This window comes from Lysobacter antibioticus (assembly GCF_000731095.1).
GTDB lineage: Bacteria > Pseudomonadota > Gammaproteobacteria > Xanthomonadales > Xanthomonadaceae > Lysobacter > Lysobacter antibioticus_B.
This window is the reverse complement of the sequence record NZ_JMTZ01000012.1, coordinates 14,140-32,802: the sequence shown is the minus strand read 5'-3', so window position 1 is coordinate 32,802 and position 18,663 is coordinate 14,140. Positions and strand designations below refer to the sequence as shown.

Below are 18,663 nucleotides of genomic sequence, written 5' to 3'. Positions count from 1 at the left end.
TCGCCGTGACGGCGTGAATCCTCTGCCACGGATGGCGGGGATTCGTTTTGTTTGGCTTGGGTCGGATATTGAGAAGTGAAAGCCGAGAGCCGAGAGCCGAGAGCAAATCCCCCTCGGTCCCCCTTTTCCAAAGGGGGAGGTACTTCGGGACGATTCGTTCGATCCCGAAGCTCGTGCCGTTCTCTCTTGTAAACAGGGAAGTGCTTCCGGGAGATTCGTTCCCCACCCAAAGCCCATGCTGTTCCCCCTTTTGTTGAGGGGGGTAGGGGGGATTTGCTTTTGCCCAGCCTTCGCTTCGCGTAGCCAAAGCGACCCCTTTTCATCCGCAGGCCCATCCGCCGCACCGAACCGCTGCGCTATCCTGCGCCGATGCCTCCCGTCGCCGCCTCATGCTGAGCCTTACCGTCGTCGCCTTCGCCAGCCTGGCCTGGCTGGCGCTGATGTTCGGCACCGCGCTGTTCGCCGAGCGGCGGCCGAACGTGCTGGCGCGGCATTGGCGCCACATCTATGCGCTGTCGCTCGCGGTGCACTGCACCTCGTGGACCTTCTACGGCACGGTCACGCAGGCGGCGCGTTACGGTTGGCCGTTGCCGCCGACCTTCCTCGGCTCGATCCTGTTCTACGCGCTCGCGCTCGGTTTCATGGTCAAACTGGTCAAGCTGGCGCGCGAAACCAACGCGACCTCGCTGGCCGACCTGATCGCCACGCGCCTGGGCAAGGACGCCTGGCTTGCCGCGCTGGTGACCTTGATCGCCGCGCTCGGCCTGATCCCCTACATCGCCCTGCAGCTCAAGGCCGTGGCGATGAGCTTCGCGATGCTGACCACGCGCGCGACCGACGGCGGCGCGCTGCCGGCCTGGCGCGACAGCGCGCTGTACGTGGCCCTGGCGATGGCCTTGTTCGCGATGTTGTTCGGCACCCGCCGCGCCAGCGCGGCCGAGCACAACCGCGGCCTGGTCCTGGCGATGGCGTTCGAGTCGGTGTTCAAGCTCGCCGCAATGCTCGCGCTCGGCGCCTTCGTCTGGTTCGGCCTCGGCGATCTGCCGCAAGCCGCGACGGTCGCCGTCGACGCACCGGCGCAGCCGGCCGGCGGTTTCGTGCCGCTGGTGCTGCTCGGCGGGCTGGCGATGTTCATCCTGCCGCACCAGTTCCACGTCGCAGTGGTCGAATGCCGCGATGAAGCCGACGTGCGCACCGCACGTTGGCAGTTCCCGCTGTATCTGTTGTTGATCGCCTTGCCGGTGCTGCCGCTGGCCAAGGTCGGCCAGTCCCTGCTGGGCACCCAGGTGCCGTCGGACCTGTACGTGCTGGCCCTGCCGCTGGCGCAAGGGCACGAATCGCTGGCGCTGTTCGCCTTCCTCGGTGGGCTCAGCGCCGCCACCGGCATGGTCGTGGTCAGCACCCTGACCCTGAGCCTGATGATCGGCAACCACTGGTTCGCGCCGGGCCTGCTGCGCGGCGCCTGGGCACGCAACGACGACTTGCGCGGGCGCGTGCTCGCGCTGCGCCGCGCCGGCATCGTCGCGATCATGCTGTTGGCCTGGGGCTATAGCCGCCTGATCGCCGGCAGCGAGGCGCTGGCCGACGTCGGCGCGGTGTCGTTCTCGGCATTGGCGACCCTGGCGCCGGCGCTCGCGTTCGCGGTGTGGCGGCCGCAGACGCCGGCGCGCGCGGCCTTCGCCGGCATCGTCGCCGGCTTCGCGGCCTGGGCCTGGGTGTTGCTGCTGCCGCTGTTGTACGAAGCGCGCGGTATCGCGCCGTCGTGGCTGCACGAGGGGCCGTTCGGTTGGCATTGGCTGGCGCCGGAACGTTTGTTCGGCCTGACCGGCTGGAGCCGGCTCGGTCGCGCGGTCGGCGTCAGTCTGTTCATCGGCACCCTGACCACCGTGCTGGCGGCGCTGTGGCGGCGCGAATCGCCGCGCCATGCGCGCCGCGGGCTCGATGCACAGACCTTGCGCGACGCCGGCCTGCGCTTTCTGTCGCGCGAAAGAGTCGCGCAATTGCTCGACGGGGTGCCGGCCGGCGGCGCGGTCGATGCCACGGTCGAAGCAGGGGTCGAACGCGAACTGGCCGCGGTGCTGGGTTCGGCCTCGGCGCGGGTGCTGCTGGACGCGGCGCGGCGCGAAGCCGGGCGCGATCTCGACACCGTGGCGGCGATCGTCGGCGAGGCCTCGGCCGACCTGCGTTTCAACCAGCGTCTGCTGGAAGCGGCGTTGCAGAACATGAGCCAAGGCATCAGCGTGGTCGACGCGCAACTGCGCCTGGTCGCCTGGAACCGCCGTTATGCCGAGCTGTTCGGCTATCCGGCCGAGTTGCTGCAGGTCGGCCGGCCGATCGCCGATCTCGCGCGCTGGGCGATGCAGCGCCTGCCGATGCAGGCCGATATCGAATATTCGCTGGAACGGCGCCTGGCCTTCATGCGCGCGGGCACCGCGCATTTGTCCGAGCGCGTGCTCGCCGACGGCAGCATCATCGAAATCCGCGGCAACCCGATGCCCGGCGGCGGCTTCGTCGCGACTTTCACCGACGTCACCGCGTTCCGGCGCGCCGAGGCCGGCCTGATCCAGGCCAACGAAACCCTGGAGCAGCGCGTCGCCGAGCGCACCGCCGACCTGGAAGTGGCGACCCGCGAGGCCGAGCGTGCCAACGAAGCCAAGAGCCGCTTCCTCGCCGCGGTCGGCCACGACCTGATGCAGCCCCTGCATGCCGCGCAGTTGTTCACCGATGCCTTGGCGCAGCAGGTCGCCGAGCCGGCGCAACGCGAAACCGTGGCCCAGATCGGCGGCGCGCTCGATTCCACCGGCGATCTGTTGACCGGTTTGCTCGACATGTCGCGTTTGCAGGCCGGCGGCCTGGTGCCGCAGCCGCGCGAGTTTCCGCTGGCCGAAGTGCTGGAGCCGTTGGCCTCGGAGTTCGGCGCGATCGCCGCCGCGCGCGGCCTGCGTTTCCGCTATGTCGCCTCGCGCGCCTGGACCCGCAGCGACCCGCAGTTGCTGCGCCGCGTATTGCAGAACTTCCTCGCCAATGCGGTGCGCTACACCGCGCAGGGTCGGGTGTTGATCGGCGTGCGTCGGCGCGGTGGCGGCCTGTCGATCGAAGTGCACGACAGCGGCCCGGGCATCGCGGCCGACCAGCGCACGATGATCTTCGAGGAATTCCGCCGTGGCGAGGACGCGCCGGGGCAGGGCCTCGGCCTGGGCCTGTCGATCGCCGACCGCATTGCGCAATTGCTCAACGCGCCGCTGAGCCTGCACAGCCGCGTCGGCCACGGCACCGCGTTCGGCGTACGCGTGCCGAGCCTGCCCGTGCCGCAACCGATCGCATCGCAGCCGATCGCGTCCGCCGGCGCGGCGCGCGGCATCGCCGGGCTGCGCGTGCTCGCGGTCGACAACGATCCGCAGGCCTTGGGCGCATTGAGCGAGACGCTGCGGCGCTGGGGCTGCGCGGTGGTCACCGCCAGCGTCGGCGAGGACGCGCGCCGGGCCATGCGCGAGCAGCCCGCGGCGCTGTGGCTGTTCGACTACCACCTCGACGACGACGACACCGGCGTGGCCCTGGCGCAGCGGCTCAGTGACGAGTTCGGCGCACGGCCCTGCCTGCTGCTGAGCGCCGACACCGGTGCTGCGGTGCGGCAATCGGTGCATGCCGCCGGCTGGTCGCTGCTGGCCAAACCGGTCAAGCCGCTGGCCCTGAAATCGGTGCTCGACCGTTTGCTCGCCGCCGGCGGAATCGAGCGCTGAGCGCCATCGCCGCGCCCAATTCGGGTGGTGACCAAGCGTGAGCAAAGTCAAGGAAATTTGGTGGTCATTTTCTAGCCAACCCTATTGCAATGCTTGCGTAGCAATGCGTTGCGAGTGGTTGGAAGAGAACTGTCCGCAGGCTTGTCCACAGGCTGTGTGGACAACACGGGCCGCGAAAACGATAAACAGCCTGAATGTGCCAAGGTCTGTGCCGCGTGCTTCGTCGCAGGCCTATCACGATCCGCGATGGCGTGCGCAGTCTTGACGGCGCGAGTGTCCGACGCTAGACGCCACCAAGGAATCCGGGGTCGAGCGGCGGGCGCCGAACGTCCGAGCCGACGCTAGCGCTTAGTCTTCGATTCGCCGCGCCGGGTCGGACAATTCGAGTTCGCGCAAGACCACGCCGGCCTGGGTGCGGTTGCGCACGCCGAGGCGGTCGAAGATCGCCGACAGATGCGCCTTGACTGTGCGCTCCTGCACGTCGAGGCGATCGGCGATCTGTTTGTTGAGCAAGCCCTGTGCGACCAGGGTCAGCACCCGGAACTGCTGCGGCGACAGGCTGGCCAGGCGTGAGGCGAGGTCGGCGTCGCCGCGCTCGCTGTGAGTGCGCGCGACCGCGGCGCGCAACGAGGCCGGCAGCCACTGCTCGCAAGCGAGCACCGCGCGAATCGCATCGCGCAATTCGTCCAGGCCGGAACTCTTGGGCAGATAACCGGCGGCGCCATGGTCGAGCGCGCGCCGCACCACGCGCGGATCGTCGTTGGCCGACACCACCGCGACCGCGGTGCCGGGGTACTGCGCGCGGATCGCCGCGAGCCCGGCCAGGCCGTGGTTACCGGGCATGTGCAGATCGAGCAGAACCAGGTCGATGCCGGGCTCGGCTTCGAGCGCGGCGAGGGTGTCGTCGAGCGTGCCGGCTTCGCGAATCATGGTGTCGGGCACGGCATCGGCCGCGGCCTGGCGCAGCGCGGCGCGGAACAGCGGGTGGTCGTCGGCGATCAGCAGGGTCGGCATCGTCTTTAGCCTAACAGGCCCGGCGCACCGGCCGCGGCCGCCGTGCACGGCTGTACGAAAGTACGATGAGGCGCTGCGCGCGACTTGCTAGCCTGAGAGGATGAGCGCCCAATCCCTTCGCACCGCCGCGGCCACCGCCGCCCTCGTCTTGCTGGCTTGCGCGGCATCGCCGGTGGCGGTCGCCGCCAAGCAGCGCTCCGCCGCCCCGAACGCCCGCCAGGAATCCGCATCGATGTTCAGCGCCGAACGCCAGACCGAGCATCGCGGCGAGCACGACGACCTGCTCAGCGCAGGCCTCGGCCTCGACGGCTTGCGCGCGATGCTGCCGCCGGCGTTCGCCGACGCCGCGCATCCCACCGCTGCGGAGTTGCGTCGGCGCGCCTTGTGGGCGAACTGGCGCGGCATCGCCGACCTCGCCCCGGGCGGCGGCTACGGTGAGCTGTACGGCAGCCTCGCGCGCGTGCCCGGGCGCGAGTTCAGCGCGTTCGCGAATTTGCCCGGCGCCCATCAGCCGCATCGCGTACTGGTGCAGGTGCCCGACGAGTTCGATGCCAAGAAGCGTTGCCTGGTGGTCAGCGCCTCGTCGGGCTCGCGCGGCGTCTACGGCTCGATCGCGGTCGCCGGCGCCTGGGGCCTGCCGAAGGGCTGCGCGGTGGCCTACACCGACAAGGGCGCGGGCACCGACTATTTCGATTTCGATGCCGGCATCGGCGTGCGTGCCGACGGCACCACCGGCCCGGTCGCCGAAGGCGGGCTGGCCTTCACTCCGAATGCGAACGAACGCGAAGCTTCGAAGGGCGTCGCCTTCAAGCATGCGCACTCGCGCGACAACCCGGAGGCCGATTGGGGCCGGCACGTGCGTCAGGCCGCGCAGTTCGGCTTGCGCTCGCTCGACCAAGCCTTTCCGAAACAGGCGCCTTTCACCTTCGCCAATACGCGGGTGATCGCAGTCGGCATTTCCAACGGCGGCGGCGCGGTGTTACGCGCGGCCGAACTCGACGACGAGGGCGGGCGCGAGGGTCGCTGGCTCGATGCGGTCGTGGCCGGCGAGCCGAACGTCTACGTCGAAGGCGCGCGGCCCTTGTACGACTACACCACCGAAGCCGCCTTGTTGATGCCTTGCGCCTTGTTGCACAAGCCGCTGGGTGCGATGCCGGTGGCGCCGATCAGCGGCGACAGCGCGGAATCGTTCTGCAACTACGCCGCCGCCCTGGGCTTGCTCGGCGAGGCGGCGAAGCAGGCGAGCACGCAGGTGCGTGCGCAAGCCGCCTACGAGCGCATGCGCGGCAACGGCTGGAGCGACGACGCACTGCGCGCCGGCGCCTTGTCGGTCAACTTCGATCTGTGGCGCGCGGTCGCGGCGACCTATGCCTCGGCCTACGGCCGCTTCAGCGCGGCACAGCAGCCGCGCACGCGCAATCCCGACCAGCCCTGGGTCCGCTACGTCTACAGCGCCGGCCAGGTCGCTCCGGGCGCGCCGATCAGCGAACGCGCCGCCAGCGAAGCCGAACGCGCGGCCTGGTGGTCCGATGCCAGCGGCATTCCGCCGGGCGCGGGGGTGTATCTGTTCGGCCCGAATGCGGCGCAGCCCGAGCAACGCCTCGCGCCGCTGGCGGGCCTGCGCGAGTTGTGGAACGGCGAACCGCTCGCTGAGCAACAGCCCGGGCGCGGCGCCGCGCTCGCCGCCGCGCAACAACGCGTGCGCAAGGGCATCGAGGCGACCCGCGCGTCGGCGCCGCGCAAGGACCTGCCGATCGTGGTCGTGCACGGCCTCGACGACGGCCTGATCCCGCCGGCCTTCAGCAGCGCGCCCTATGTGGCGATGGCGCGCGAGGCCGGCGCGCAGGTGCGTTACTGGCAGGTGCGCAACGTCCAGCACTTCGATGCCTTCCTCGGCCTGCCGGCGCTGAGCACGCGTTATTTGCCCTTGTTGCCCTATGTCTACGAGGCGCTCGACCGCGTCGACGCGCACCTCGACCGGGACCAGCCCTTGCCGGCCGATGCGCTGATCCAGACCGCGCCGCGCGCGCAAGGGCAGGCCTTGAAGGCCGCCGACCTGGCGATTCCGCGCTGAGGCGCCGGCGCGCCGTTCATCCGCGCGCAAGCCAGGCGCGAACACGGGGTTCATCCGCGCAGCAACCGCCGCCATGCAGGCCTGAAGCAGGCTCGACGCGGCTCGCTGCGTGGTTCGCCGGCTGGGACGCTAGCGCTTGCGAGGGGCGTGACGAGGGCCGCTACCGGCGAGGATCGATGCCTTTGCGACCTCTGCCTCTTGCGGCGGGCGCATCGGCTTTGGCAGGCTGAACGCCCTTACTGGACGGCCCCGCGGCCGTTCGCCACGGAGCAGCACCGCATGGCGCGTCATTTTTCGATGCTCCGCGAATTCCATCTCGCGGACTGGTTCACCCTCGCCAACGCCTTTTGCGGCACCGGCGCGATCTTCGCCGCGATGCGTTTCCTGCAGGAAGGCGGCGTGCGCGATTTGATGATCGGCATGGCGCTGATCCCGCTGGCCTTCATCTTCGACGCCCTCGACGGCCGCGTCGCGCGCTGGCGCAAGTCCTCGTCCACGCTCGGGCGCGAACTGGATTCGCTGGCCGACGTGATCTCCTTCGGCGTCGCGCCGGCGGCGCTGGCCTATGCCTGCGGCCTGCAGGGCGGTTGGGACTGGGTGGTGCTGAGCTATTTCGTCGGTTGCGGCGTCAGCCGCCTGGCGCGCTACAACGTCACCGCCGAGGCCCTGGCCGGCGACGAGGGCAAGGTCAAATACTTCGAGGGCACGCCGATCCCGACCAGCCTGCTGCTGGTGATCGTGCTCGCCATCGCCGCGGTGCAGGGCGACATCGGCGCCGATCTGTGGCTGGGCATGTTCAAGCTCGGGCCCTGGCAGTTCCATCCGCTGGTGCTGATGTTCGCGCTATCGGGTTCGCTGATGATCAGCAAGACCTTGCGTATCCCCAAGCCCTGATCGAAGTCCTTGCGTGGGCGTGTCCTGCGTCGAAGGCGGCGGCGCGCGCAGCTGGCCGATCCCGTCTGCGAGACGGCAGCCGATGGGTTGCAGGCGCGAGCGAAGCAAGCGTTCGATGGGGCGGTGTTCGACGGGCAGAAGCAAATCCCCCCGGCCCCCCTTTTTCAAAGGGGGGAGAGGCTGGGAGGGGACGTGGTGGAGTGGCCGTTGATTGGCCGGCTAGTAATGCCAAGGAATGCTGCCGGCTACGACGCAGCACTCTTCGACACCCACCCCGGCCGTTGCTGTCCCCCCTTTGGAAAAGGGGGGCAGGGGGGATTTGCTCTCGGCTCTTAGCGATCCGCTTCTCGCATGCAAGCCACCGCGGCGCTTCAGTGGAAGTCGCGCGAATGCGTGCTCAGGCTGCCGAGCAGGGCGGTCAGGTCTTCCATGCGCGAGACGATCAGGTTCTGCACGCCGTCGACGCGTTCCAGGCGCGCGTCGATCGCCATCAGCCGCGCTTCCACCAAGACCCGGCGCTGGCGCTGGGCGAGATCGCGCCAGACAATCGCATTGACCGTGCCGTCTTCGTCTTCCAGGCTGAGGAAGGTCACCCCGCCGGAGGTTTCCGGATGCTGGCGCACGGTCACCAGGCCGGCGAAACGCACCTGGGTGCCGGACTCGGTCTTGGCCAGTTGCGAAGAACGCCGGCAGCGCCGCGCGTGCAGGGTACTGCGCAACAGCGATAAAGGATGGCGACCGAGAGTGGTGCCGAGCAGGGCGTAGTCGGCCTGCACGTCTTCGCCCGCGGTCGGCAACGGCAGCGACACCGGCGCCTCGTCGCGGGCCACCCCGGCGAACAGCGGTAACTGGGTATCGACGCCGGCGACCGCCCAGCGCGCGCGGTGGCGATGGCCGGCGAGCGCGCGCAGCGCGCCCGAATCGGCGAGCAGGGCGCGCACGCGGGCGTCGATGGCGGCGCGCGCGCACAGGTCTTCGACGTCGCGCCACGGCGCCCGCACCCGCGCGTCGGCGATGCGCTCGGCCGAGGCTTCGTCGAAACTGTTGATCAGGCGCAGGCCCATGCGGATCGCATGCGGATGCTTGCCGACCCGGCCGTGCACCGGTTCCAGGGTGCAGTCCCATTCGCTGTAGCGCACGTCGACCGGCAGCACCGCGACGCCGTGCCGGCGCGCGTCGTGGAGGATCTGCCCGGGCGTGTAGAAGCCCATCGGCATCGAGTTGATGACCCCGCAGGCGAACGCGGCCGGGTGGTGATGCTTTAGCCAGCAACTGACGTAGGTGATCAGGGCGAAGCTGGCGGCGTGCGATTCGGGAAAGCCGTAGCTGCCGAAGCCCTTGATCTGCTCGAAGATGCGGTGGGCGAAGTCTTCCGTATAGCCGTTTCTCAACATGCCGCTGCGCAGTTTGTCGCGGTGCGGTTCGAGCCCGCCGTGACGTTTCCAGGCCGCCATCGAGCGGCGCAGCTCGTCGGACTCGCCGGGCGTGTAGTCGGCGGCGACGATGGCGATCTGCATGACCTGCTCCTGGAACAGGGGCACGCCGAGGGTGCGCACCAGCACCGTGCGCAGCGCTTCCGACGGGTATTCGACCAAGTCGGGATTCTTGCGCCGCAGCAGATAGGGATTAACCATGTCGCCCTGGATCGGCCCGGGCCGCACGATCGCGATCTCGATCACCAGGTCGTAGAACGTGCGCGGGCGCAGCCGCGGCAGCATCGACATCTGCGCGCGCGATTCGATCTGGAACACGCCGATGGTGTCGGCCTCGCAGATCATGTCGTAGACCGCCCCGTCCTCGCCGCGGGCGAGGATGCCGGCCATGTCGAGCTGGCCGTGGCCCTGGCGTTCTAGCGAGGCGAAGGTCTTGCGCACCGCGGTCAACATGCCCAGGGCCAGGCAGTCGACCTTGAGGATGCCCAGGGCGTCGAGATCGTCCTTGTCCCACTGCACCACGGTGCGATCGTCCATCGCCGCGTTCTCGACCGGCACCAGGGTGTGCAACGGCCGCTCGGAGATCACGAAGCCGCCCGGGTGCTGCGAGAGGTGGCGCGGGAAACCGTGTTGGACCAGATGCGAGGACAGCGCGACCACGCGCCGCAGCAGGGGCGAATCCGGGTCGAAGCCGCGTTCGCGCAGATGCTCGGGCAAGGGTACGTCCTCGCTCCAGCGGTCCAGCGTGCGCGCCAGCTCGCCGATCTGGTCCTGCGGCATGCCCAGGGCGGCGGCGACGTTGCGCACCGCGCTGCGGCCGCGGTAGCTGATCGCCACCGCGGTCAGCGCCGCGCGTTCGCGGCCGTAGCGATTGAACACGTACTGCAGCACTTCCTCGCGCCGTTCGTGCTCGAAGTCGACGTCGATGTCCGGCGGTTCGTTGCGTTCGATCGACATGAAGCGCTCGAACAGCATGCCCATGCGGATCGGGTCGATCTCGGTGATGCCCAGCGCGTAACAGACCACCGAATTCGCCGCCGAGCCGCGGCCCTGGCAGAGAATGTCCTGCGAGCGGGCGAAATCGACGATGTCGTGGACGGTGAGGAAATACGACTCGTAGTCGAGGTGGGCGATGACACGCAGCTCGTGTTCGATCTGTTTTTGCGCATCCGCGGGCACGCCCCGGGGCCAGCGCGCCGCGGCGCCTTTTTCGACCAGGCGCGGCAGCCAGGTCTTCGGGGTTTCGCCGGCCGGAATCAGTTCGTGCGGGTACTGGTATTCGAGGTCGCGCTTGAGGTCGAAGCGGCACATAGCCGCGATCCGTAGGGTTTCTTCGAGCATCGCGCGCGGATAGATCGCCGCGAGCGCCTTGCGGATGCGCAGGTGGCGTTCGCCGTTCGGGAACAGACGATGGCCGGCCTCGGCGACGGTGGTGCGATGGCGGATCGCGGTCAGCACGTCCTGCAGCGGACGGCGAGCGCGCTCGTGCATGTGCACGTCGCCGGCGGCCACAGTCGCCAGGCCGTGGCGCGCGGCCAGCGCCTGCAGTTGGGCCAGGCGCGCGTCGTCGTCGGGGCCGCGATGCAGTTCCACCGCCAGCCACAGGCGTGCGCCGAAACGCTCGCGCAGCCAATCGGCGTGAGCGTCGTCATGGGCATCGCCGTCGGGCAGCCACAGCGCCAGCAGGCCTTCGCAGCGGCCGTCGAAATCTTCGCGCAGCGAGCGGTATTCGCCTTTTTTCGCGCGTCGCCGCGCGCTGGTGATCAACCCGCACAGCGAGGCGTAACCGACCGGCTCGGCGACCAGCAGCACGACTTTGGGCCCGCCGTCGATGCGGATCTCGCTGCCGACGATCAGCGCCAGCCCGGTCTGCTTCGCCGCCTGCCAGGCGCGCACGATGCCGGCCAGGCTGCATTCGTCGGTGATCGCCAGGGCGCGATAGCCCAAGGCTTGCGCGCGCTCGAACAACTCGCTGGCGATCGAGGCGCCGCGCTGGAAACTGAAGGCCGACAGGCAATGCAGTTCGGCGTAATCGGGCAGGGCGCGGTCGGGCAGGGCGCTCATGCGAACCAGCCGTGCAGGATCAGCGGGCCGTCGCCGCCGGCGCTGCGGTAGACCCAGGCGCGCTGGCCTTTGACGGTTTCGACCAGGTAGTAGTCGCGGCGCACGTCGTCTTCGTCCCACCAGCCCGATTCGATGCGCTCCGGGCCGGCCAGGACTTGGGCGACTTTGTCGTGCAGCGGCTCAGGTTCGCGCAGCAGCCAGCCCGGGCGCGGCAGTTTGCCGGCCTGCGGGGCGGCGCGCGCGGCGACGTCGCCGGGCAGACTGCGCCAGGCGCGCTCGGGGCGATGGTCGGCCTGCGGCGCGAGACCCTGCACGCCGTCGTCGCCGAGCCGCGCGCGCAGGCGTTCGCGCAATTGCGTCCACGGCAGTGCCTGTTGCGGACGGGTGTCGAACAGGTCGCGGCGCGCCGGCACGAACGGCGGCAGGGCCTCGGCGAGCAGGCGCAAACCGACCACCGCGGCCGGCAGCTGCGCCTGCTGCAAACGCCCGCGTGCGAGTTCGAACAGCATCGTCGCATCGCGTTCCGGCGCGAGCAGCCCGACTACGACCTCGCTGGGCGGGTGGTTCAGATGGTGGGCGTGGCGCTCGTGTTCGAGGATCAGCTTGAAGCGTTCGACGCCGCCGTCGCGGCCGGACAGATACGCCGACAGGTCGGCGGTGAGCCGGCGCAAGGGAAACAGCAGGGCCTGGCTGGATTCGACTTCGTGGCCCAGTTCGATGCGCGCATCGAAGGCATCCGGCGGTTGGAAATAGATCAGCGGCGGCGTCGCCGCACCGCGCAATGCGTCCAGGCGAGTCAGCACGTCCTGACCGAAACGCCGGGCCAGTGGCGCACGCGGCAGGGCGAAGACCGCGCCGAGCCTGCGCAGGCCCATGCGCTGCAGCGCCTCGACCGTGTCGGCGTCGAAGCCGCAACGTTCGATCGGCAACTTCGCCAACATCGCTTCGAGCCGGTCGTCGTCGCAGCACAGCCCGTCTTCGATATTGGTCAGCACACGCGCGGCATGCGGGTTCGGCGCGGCGGCGATGCGATGACGGAAACCGAGCTCGCGCAATTCCTGCGCGAGGCGTTCGCGCAACTGCGGCCAGGGCCCGAACAAACGCCGGCTGCGCCCGACCTCGAGCACGATCGCATGCGCGAAGGCGGTGCTGACCTGCGAGCTGTAACGATAGGCCCAGGCGGCGAGCAACTGGCGCGCCTGTTCGGCGGCTTGCGGGTCGTGGTCGACGGTTTGGAAACCGTCGGCGATCGCCTGCGCGGCGATCAGCGACATGCCGGGTTTCAGGCCGAGTGCGCGTGCGCCGGCGTTGACCGCATACAGGCGCCGCCGCGCCTGCGGGCCGTCGACCAGGGCCAGCGCGCGCTCGGGCTGTGCATGCCTGCGCAGGACCACGTCCAACGCCAATTGCGGCAACAGCAGGCAGGCCCAGCGCATGTCGGCCGGCTCAACGCGGGCGCAGGGTCAGGACCGGCGCGGGATGCGGCGCGGGCGACGGTTCATGCCGTGCAAGATCGAGACGCCCGCCTCGGCTCGGCTGCGTGGCGAGGCGGATCGATGGCAAAACGGCGGGTTCGTTCCGGCCCGGCTCGCTTTCGTTGCGGATCGTTTCGATACGCGTCGATACTGCCGCATCGGCGATGCCGTTGCGCGCGCCATGGGCGAAGGCGATCGGCCGGGCCGGCGCGTTGCCGCCGCGGCACTTGAGCACGCGCAACTGCCGCGGCGCGGTGTCGATGGCGATGCGCAGCGCCGCCGGCGAAGGGTTCAACGCGGCGCGGCTGTCGCGCAAGGCGAAGCCCAGGCATTGCCCGGTCTCGGCCGCGACCTGCAGCCGGCGCAGCGCGCGGTCGTCGGCGCGCTGCGGCCAACACAGCACCGCCGCGCAAGCGCCCGAACGCAGGCATTGCTCGGCCGCCCACAAGGCATCGCGATGCAGGGCGCGGATCCATTGCAAGCGCGCAGGCGCCACCCCGGCATCGCGCCAGGCCGGCGCATACGGTACGAACGGCGGATCGACCAGCACGATCATGCGCCCGCCGTGCAGGGCGTCGTCTTGCGACAGCCGCGCCAGCGCCGGCCACAGCAGTTCCAGTTCGCCGACGCCGTTGGCCGGCAGCAGCAACTCGCTCAGGGCCGCCTCGGGCCAGCCGCCGGTCGGCAGCGCGGCGTCGAGCGCGGCGTGGCCGGTGGATTGCGAGGACGGCGCCAGGTTCGCCGACTGCCCGCGCCAGATTTGGCGGGTGTCGATCAAGCGGTCGAGCGCGACGATGTGGCTCATGGCCGCGCTCAGGCCCGGCGTACCAGGCCGCAGTAGATGCCTTCGATCGCGAAGTCGGCGTCGGCGGCGATCACGATCGGCGCGTAGTCGGGATTGCGCGGCAGCAACTCGATGCCGTCGGCGGTGATCTTCAGGCGCTTGATGGTGATTTCCTCGCCGATGCGCGCGACCACGGTCTGGCCGTTGGCGGCGTCGCGGGTGCGGTGCACGGCGACCAGGTCGCCGTCGAGGATGCCGTCTTCGCGCATCGAATCGCCTTTGACCCGCAGCAGGTAGTCCGGGCGCGGCGAGAACAGCAGGCGGTCGATCAGGACGTGGCTCTCGGCCTCGGCGGCGGCGCCGATCGGCGCGCCGGCGGCGACGCGGCCGAGGATCGGCAGGGACAGGCGCGAATCGTCGTTGGCGGCGGCATCGGCACGGTCGCTGTCGTCGAAGCCGCTGGTATCGAATTCGCCGTCCAGACCGGCCTCATGGACTAGGCGGATGCCGCGGGCGCGGCCGGGCAGCAGCTCGATCAGCCCTTCGGCCTGCAGGGCTTGCAGGTGATAGCCGGCCGAGCGGTTCTGGCGGAAGCCGAAATGCGCGGCGATCTCCTGCTGCGACGGCGGCAGGCCGTCGGCGGCGATGCGTTCGCGCAGGTAGGCGAGGAGGGCGCGGCGGGTGTCGGTCAGGCTCATGTACTAATCTTAGTAACAAATGGGCAAGCCGGTAAGACTTGATCGAAGCAGCCGACGGATGGTCCGGCTCGCAGCGCGAGCCTGCGTCGGGGCGGTCGCGCAGGCTGAGACCGATGCTGCGTGCTGTGGGCTTCGGGGTAGGAGCGGCGCAAGCCGCGACCTCGGGCCGCGAGGTCCGTGCTGTGGGCTTCGGGGTAGGAGCGGCGCAAGCCGCGACCTCGGGCCGCGAGGTCGTCGCCGGCCGAAAGCTGCGTAGCTTTGGAATGATTCGTAGGGCCTGCGTATTCGGGCTTCGAGTGGTCGCGGCTTGCGCCGCTCCTACCCTTGAAGCCCTTGATCCGAGCGGCCCCTAAACCGACGAACGGAGATTGACTCCCGCCGGATCATTCTTTAATTTCTGTCTAAACAGAAATAAGAGAAAACCCATGCAGCTCAGCCCGCTCCAAGAGAAATTCATCCTCCACTGGGGTGAGATGGGCAGCCGTTGGGGCGTCAACCGCACCGTCGCCCAGATTCATGCGCTGCTGTTCCTGTCCGAGCGCGCGATCACCGCCGACGAGATCTGCGAAACCCTCAGCCTGGCGCGTTCCAACGTGAGCACCAGCCTCAAGGAACTGCAGGGCTGGAACCTGGCCCGGGTCACCCACGTGCTTGGCGACCGCCGCGACCACTTCGAGACCTACAAGGACGTTTGGGACATCTTCCGCGCCGTGGTCCAGGAGCGGCGCCGGCGCGAGATCGAGCCGACCCTGAGCATGCTGCGCAGCTCGGTGCTCGACAGCGCCAGCCACCCGGCCGATCCGCGCGACCAGCGCACCCTGGAGCGCATGCGCGAGGTGCTGGACTTCATGGAGACCGGCACCAGCTGGATCGACGAGATGAACCGGCTCGACCCCAAGACCCTGATCAAGCTGCTCAAGATGGGCGCGCGCATCCAGCAATACGTGCGCGGCCCGGTCAAGCCGCTGCCGCCGCCCCAAGCTCCGCCGGTCGAGCCTTATCCCGAAGCGGGCGCCGCCTCCGAAGCAGATCCCGAAGCAGGCCACCCCGAAACGCGTCAGCCCGAAGCCGGCCGCGCGCGCGCCGGAGACGACCCGTCCTGAGCGTTTTTTTGTCCAGTAATTTCTCTAATTACCGAAATAACTGTAGGAGCAGGCCATGAGCAAGCACGATCCCGTCCCGCACGCCGTCATCGCCCTGTACGACCACGCCTGTCCGCTGTGCCGCACCGAGATGCACCGGCTCAAGGCCCACGACCGCCGCGGCCGCCTGCAATTGGTCGACATCGCCGCGCCGGAGTTCGACGCCGCGCAATGGGGTTTCGAACTCGAAGCGCTGCGCAATGCCCTGCACGTGCGACTGCCGAACGGCGAATGGCGGATCGGCGTGCCCGGCATCGCCGAGGCCTATCGCGCGGTCGGCCTCGGCTGGCTGACCTGGCCGCTGCGCGTGCCGGGAGCGGGACGCATGGCTGCGCGCGCTTACCGCTGGATCGCACCGAACCGGCACCGCGTGTCGCGCTGGCTCGGTTATCGCGAAGCCGGGCACGAGCCTGCGCCGCGCTGCGACAACGAGCATTGCCCGACCCACTTCTGAGCGGAGCGCGATCATGGAACGTGTCTTCATCGCCTTGTTGCTGATCCAGGTCGTGCTGGGCGCGATCGACACCGTCGCCCATCACGAACTGATGGAAAAACTCGCCAATCGCCGCAGCGCCGCGCTCGAACTGAAACTGCATTCGGCGCGCGCCTTCATCTACGGCGCGTTGTTCCTGGTGTTCGCCTGGCTGCATCCGCAAGGCCTGTGGCTGGCGCTGGTGTGGGCGCTGGTGCTGGTGGAAGTCGCCATCACCTTGTGGGATTTCGTCGTCGAGGACGCGACGCGCCTGCTGCCGCCGACCGAGCGCGTGCTGCACACCATCCTCGCCGTCAACGGCGGCGCGATGTTCGCCGTGTATGCCCTGGCGACCGCACAGGACTGGAGCGCGCCGAGCGCCTTGCTGCCGGTCTCGCACGGTTGGGCGTCGTGGGCGCTGACCGCGGCGGCGCTCGGCATCGGCGTATCGGCGCTGCGCGACGGACTCGCCGCAGGCGTCAATGCCGCCGAACCGGCGCCGCGCGCCTTGCTCGCCGGGCAGCCGCAGACCGGTTTTTTGATCAGCGGCGGCACCGGCTTCATCGGCACCGCTCTCGTCGAAGGTTTGATCGCCGGCGGCCATCGCGTCACCGTGCTCAGCCGCGATCCGCGCCGTGCCGCCTTGCGTTTCGGCGGCCGCGTGCGCTGCATCGCCGACACCGCCGAATTGCGCGACGACGAGGCCATCGATGTGGTGGTGAATCTCGCCGGCGCACCGGTGGTCGGCCCGCGCTGGTCGCCGGCGCGCAAGCGTGCGTTGCGCGCGAGCCGCATCGACACCACCCTGGCTTTGCGCGCCTGGTGCGAGCGTTCGCAACGCAAGCCGGCGCTGTGGCTGCAGGCCAGCGCGATCGGCGTGTACGGCGCGCAGGCGCGCAGCGGCCCGGAATTGCGCGAACCCACGGCGCTGGCCGGCGATTTCGCCAGCGAGTTGTGCTGCGACTGGGAACGCGCCGCCGCGCCGGTCAGCGAGTGGGGCGTGCGCCTGATCACGATGCGCCTGGGCCTGGTCCTGCATCGCAGCGGCGGCGTGTTGCCGATGCTGTCGTTGTCGGCCTCGCTCGGCGCCGGCGCGGTGCTCGGCGACGGCAAACAATGGTTCGCCTGGGTGCACCTGGACGACGTGCTGCGTTTCGTCGAACAAGCCGTCGAACATGCCGGTATCCGCGGTCCTTACAACCTGGTCGCGCCGGGCGGCTGCAGCCAGGCCGATTTCACCCGCGCATTGGCGCACAGCCTGCATCGGCCGGCCTTCCTGCGCATGCCGGCCTGGCCATTGCGGCTCGCGCTCGGCGAAATGGCGACGATGCTGCTCGACGGCCCCAAGGTCGAACCGCGCCGCCTGCTCGATCAGCGCTACCGCTTCCTGCATCCCGATCTCGACGGCGCACTGAGCGCCGGTAGCGACCGCGCTTGCCGTTCTACTCATTCGGGTGACGAACACCCAGGGGACCAACATGGAACTGTTGAATCCGGCTTGTTTTAAGCCCACCGTTCTCGATCCGGCCGGTACCGGCCCGCTGCCTTCGACGCCGCAAGCCACTGCAGCTTCGGTGAGCGCCGCTGCGGCGAGCGACCGCGGTCTTGCCGGTTCGCGCGGCGAAACGCGTTTACCCGAGGCATCGAGCGATCTCGCCGCCTTGCTGCGGGCTGCGCTCGGAGCGCGCTGGAAGCTGCTGCATCCGCATATCCAGGCGCGCTTCACCCTCGGCGACGGCGAGGCCCAGGCCGAGTACGTCGGCAACATGCACCAGGTGCGCTGCACGCGCCTGGGCGGCTTGTTCGCGCGTGCGATCCGCTATGCGCGCGTGCTGCCGCACCAGAACGCCGACGAAGTGCCGTTCCGTTTCGACGTGCAGCCTTTGCGCAGCGGCCTGGGCTGGATCAAGACCCGCACCTATCACTTCATCGACGAGGTGTTCAGTTTCCGCTCGCGTATGGTCCTGGGCGAAAACGGCGAATTACTCGAGCATTTCGGCGGCGGCCTGGGCATGCGCGTGCGCCTGGAGGTGCTGCCGAACCGGCTGGTGTTCGTCGACCAGGGGTTTTTCCTGCACTGGCGCGGCCTGCGTTTGCCGTTGCCGCGGCCGCTCTGGCCGGGCCGCTTCGTTCTTGTGCATAGAGACCTCGATGCAGCGCATTTCGAAGTCACGATCGATGTCGTGCACCCGTGGTTCGGACCGCTGTTCCATCAGGACGGAACCTTCGAGCGCATGGAAGCGGCGTGGGTCTGACCGGCGAAGGAGACGCGGGGAGGGGCGCAAGGAAGCGCCGACAAGGACGGCGCAGGGGCCATGGACGGCCTGGCGCGGGTTGGGCGAGGGCGCCGCGCGATGCGGCGCCACACTGCGTCGCTGCGGCTCAGGCCACCCGGAACAACACGTTGTAGTGGAAGCGCCGGCCCGTGGTCGCGCGCAGCTTCTTGGCGTCGCGATGTTCGGGATTGATCAGGGCGTTGTATTCCTCCGGCACGATCACCGACGGCACCAGCAAAATCGCCGAGGCCTGGCTGGCCAGCCATTGCGAACCCACGCGCACGCTGGCCATGCCGGCGGGCACCGCGTCCCAGGCGCCGGGCAGTTCTTGCGGCGACAGTTGCAGGCGCGCCTTCCATACCGCCGCCGGCACCTCGATCGACACCACGTGCCGATTCAAGGGCAGGCCGTGCGCGTCGACATAGGCCGCGGTTTCCAGCGCCGCCAGCGCCAGCGAGGTCGCGGTGTAGAGCACGCGCTGGCCGTCGTCGTTCCAACGCCCCGGACGCGCGGCCGCGCCGGCGCCGCTGAGATCGTCGGCGCGATAAGCGCGGGTTTCGGTGGCGATGCGCCAGAGTTTCATGAGGCCGGCCTCGT

The 18,663-nt window shown here is 69.4% G+C and carries 12 protein-coding genes and 1 pseudogene; 7 read left to right on the top strand and 6 right to left on the bottom strand.

Annotation, left to right across the window (positions count from 1 at the left end; genetic code table 11):
- The first annotated feature begins 389 nt into the window (after positions 1 to 389).
- A complete protein-coding gene (locus tag EX88_RS0104650) occupies positions 390 to 3,740 on the top strand; it encodes a hybrid sensor histidine kinase/response regulator (protein WP_031370839.1) in 3,351 nt (1,116 codons plus the stop codon).
- 348 nt (positions 3,741 to 4,088) lie between these two features.
- Here EX88_RS0104650 and EX88_RS0104645 read toward each other — a convergent pair whose 3' ends face one another.
- Entirely contained in the window at positions 4,089 to 4,754 is a 666-nt protein-coding gene (locus EX88_RS0104645) for a response regulator transcription factor (RefSeq protein WP_031370838.1), read from the bottom strand.
- Between the two features lie 100 nt (positions 4,755 to 4,854).
- Here EX88_RS0104645 and EX88_RS0104640 point away from each other — a divergent pair, with 100 nt between their 5' ends.
- Positions 4,855 to 6,828 (top strand): 3-hydroxybutyrate oligomer hydrolase family protein, encoded by a 1,974-nt coding sequence (locus EX88_RS0104640; RefSeq protein ID WP_051884496.1) that lies wholly within the window; start codon positions 4,855 to 4,857, stop codon positions 6,826 to 6,828.
- A gap of 279 nt (positions 6,829 to 7,107) precedes the next feature.
- The gene (gene pssA / locus EX88_RS0104635; RefSeq protein ID WP_031370836.1) at positions 7,108 to 7,722 is read left to right on the top strand and encodes a CDP-diacylglycerol--serine O-phosphatidyltransferase; all 615 of its coding nucleotides are present in this window, start codon (positions 7,108 to 7,110) and stop codon (positions 7,720 to 7,722) included.
- Positions 7,723 to 8,093: 371 nt separating this feature from the next.
- Here pssA and EX88_RS0104630 read toward each other — a convergent pair whose 3' ends face one another.
- The 4 genes and pseudogenes from EX88_RS0104630 to lexA form a co-directional block, all read right to left on the bottom strand.
- Positions 8,094 to 11,219: an error-prone DNA polymerase gene (locus EX88_RS0104630; protein ID WP_031370835.1), complete on the bottom strand. Its 3,126-nt coding sequence runs from the start codon at positions 11,217 to 11,219 to the stop codon at positions 8,094 to 8,096.
- Positions 11,216 to 12,655: a Y-family DNA polymerase gene (locus tag EX88_RS0104625; protein ID WP_031370834.1), complete on the bottom strand. Its 1,440-nt coding sequence runs from the start codon at positions 12,653 to 12,655 to the stop codon at positions 11,216 to 11,218. The genes EX88_RS0104630 and EX88_RS0104625 overlap by 4 nt, the downstream gene beginning before the upstream one ends.
- A 220-nt stretch (positions 12,656 to 12,875) precedes the next feature.
- A pseudogene (gene imuA / locus EX88_RS0104620) lies at positions 12,876 to 13,499 on the bottom strand (translesion DNA synthesis-associated protein ImuA); the annotation flags it as partial.
- Positions 13,500 to 13,507: 8 nt separating this feature from the next.
- Positions 13,508 to 14,176 carry a transcriptional repressor LexA gene (gene lexA / locus EX88_RS0104615; RefSeq protein WP_031370832.1) on the bottom strand — a complete coding sequence of 223 codons (669 nt, stop codon included), beginning with the start codon at positions 14,174 to 14,176 and terminating at the stop codon, positions 13,508 to 13,510.
- Positions 14,177 to 14,601: 425 nt separating this feature from the next.
- Here lexA and EX88_RS0104610 point away from each other — a divergent pair, with 425 nt between their 5' ends.
- Genes EX88_RS0104610 through EX88_RS24325 form a run of 4 tightly spaced genes read left to right on the top strand, consistent with a single transcriptional unit; the run spans position 14,602 to position 18,045 of the window.
- Positions 14,602 to 15,279, top strand: a complete 678-nt coding sequence (locus tag EX88_RS0104610) for a GbsR/MarR family transcriptional regulator (protein WP_081930628.1) — start codon at positions 14,602 to 14,604, stop codon at positions 15,277 to 15,279.
- A 55-nt stretch (positions 15,280 to 15,334) separates the two neighbouring features.
- Entirely contained in the window at positions 15,335 to 15,772 is a 438-nt protein-coding gene (locus EX88_RS0104605; RefSeq protein ID WP_051884494.1) for a thiol-disulfide oxidoreductase DCC family protein, read from the top strand.
- A 13-nt stretch (positions 15,773 to 15,785) separates the two neighbouring features.
- A complete protein-coding gene (locus EX88_RS0104600) occupies positions 15,786 to 17,297 on the top strand; it encodes a TIGR01777 family oxidoreductase (protein WP_051884492.1) in 1,512 nt (503 codons plus the stop codon).
- Entirely contained in the window at positions 17,269 to 18,045 is a 777-nt protein-coding gene (locus tag EX88_RS24325) for a DUF4166 domain-containing protein (protein ID WP_081930627.1), read from the top strand. Before EX88_RS0104600 ends, EX88_RS24325 begins: the two co-directional genes overlap by 29 nt.
- 127 nt (positions 18,046 to 18,172) lie before the next feature.
- On the opposite strand, the gene EX88_RS0104590 is transcribed toward EX88_RS24325, so the two are convergent.
- The gene (locus EX88_RS0104590; protein ID WP_031370827.1) at positions 18,173 to 18,649 is read right to left on the bottom strand and encodes an RES family NAD+ phosphorylase; all 477 of its coding nucleotides are present in this window, start codon (positions 18,647 to 18,649) and stop codon (positions 18,173 to 18,175) included.
- Positions 18,650 to 18,663: the final 14 nt, after the last annotated feature.

Bases quoted from the DNA above. Each gene is read 5' to 3' on its own strand.
- EX88_RS0104650 (WP_031370839.1), top strand. From the start codon at position 390: ATGCTGAGCCTTACCGTCGTCGCCTTCGCCAGCCTGGCCTGGCTGGCG.
- EX88_RS0104645 (WP_031370838.1), bottom strand. From the start codon at position 4,754: ATGCCGACCCTGCTGATCGCCGACGACCACCCGCTGTTCCGCGCCGCG.
- EX88_RS0104640 (WP_051884496.1), top strand. From the start codon at position 4,855: ATGAGCGCCCAATCCCTTCGCACCGCCGCGGCCACCGCCGCCCTCGTC.
- pssA (WP_031370836.1), top strand. From the start codon at position 7,108: ATGGCGCGTCATTTTTCGATGCTCCGCGAATTCCATCTCGCGGACTGG.
- EX88_RS0104630 (WP_031370835.1), bottom strand. From the start codon at position 11,219: ATGAGCGCCCTGCCCGACCGCGCCCTGCCCGATTACGCCGAACTGCAT.
- EX88_RS0104625 (WP_031370834.1), bottom strand. From the start codon at position 12,655: ATGCGCTGGGCCTGCCTGCTGTTGCCGCAATTGGCGTTGGACGTGGTC.
- lexA (WP_031370832.1), bottom strand. From the start codon at position 14,176: ATGAGCCTGACCGACACCCGCCGCGCCCTCCTCGCCTACCTGCGCGAA.
- EX88_RS0104610 (WP_081930628.1), top strand. From the start codon at position 14,602: ATGCAGCTCAGCCCGCTCCAAGAGAAATTCATCCTCCACTGGGGTGAG.
- EX88_RS0104605 (WP_051884494.1), top strand. From the start codon at position 15,335: ATGAGCAAGCACGATCCCGTCCCGCACGCCGTCATCGCCCTGTACGAC.
- EX88_RS0104600 (WP_051884492.1), top strand. From the start codon at position 15,786: ATGGAACGTGTCTTCATCGCCTTGTTGCTGATCCAGGTCGTGCTGGGC.
- EX88_RS24325 (WP_081930627.1), top strand. From the start codon at position 17,269: ATGGAACTGTTGAATCCGGCTTGTTTTAAGCCCACCGTTCTCGATCCG.
- EX88_RS0104590 (WP_031370827.1), bottom strand. From the start codon at position 18,649: ATGAAACTCTGGCGCATCGCCACCGAAACCCGCGCTTATCGCGCCGAC.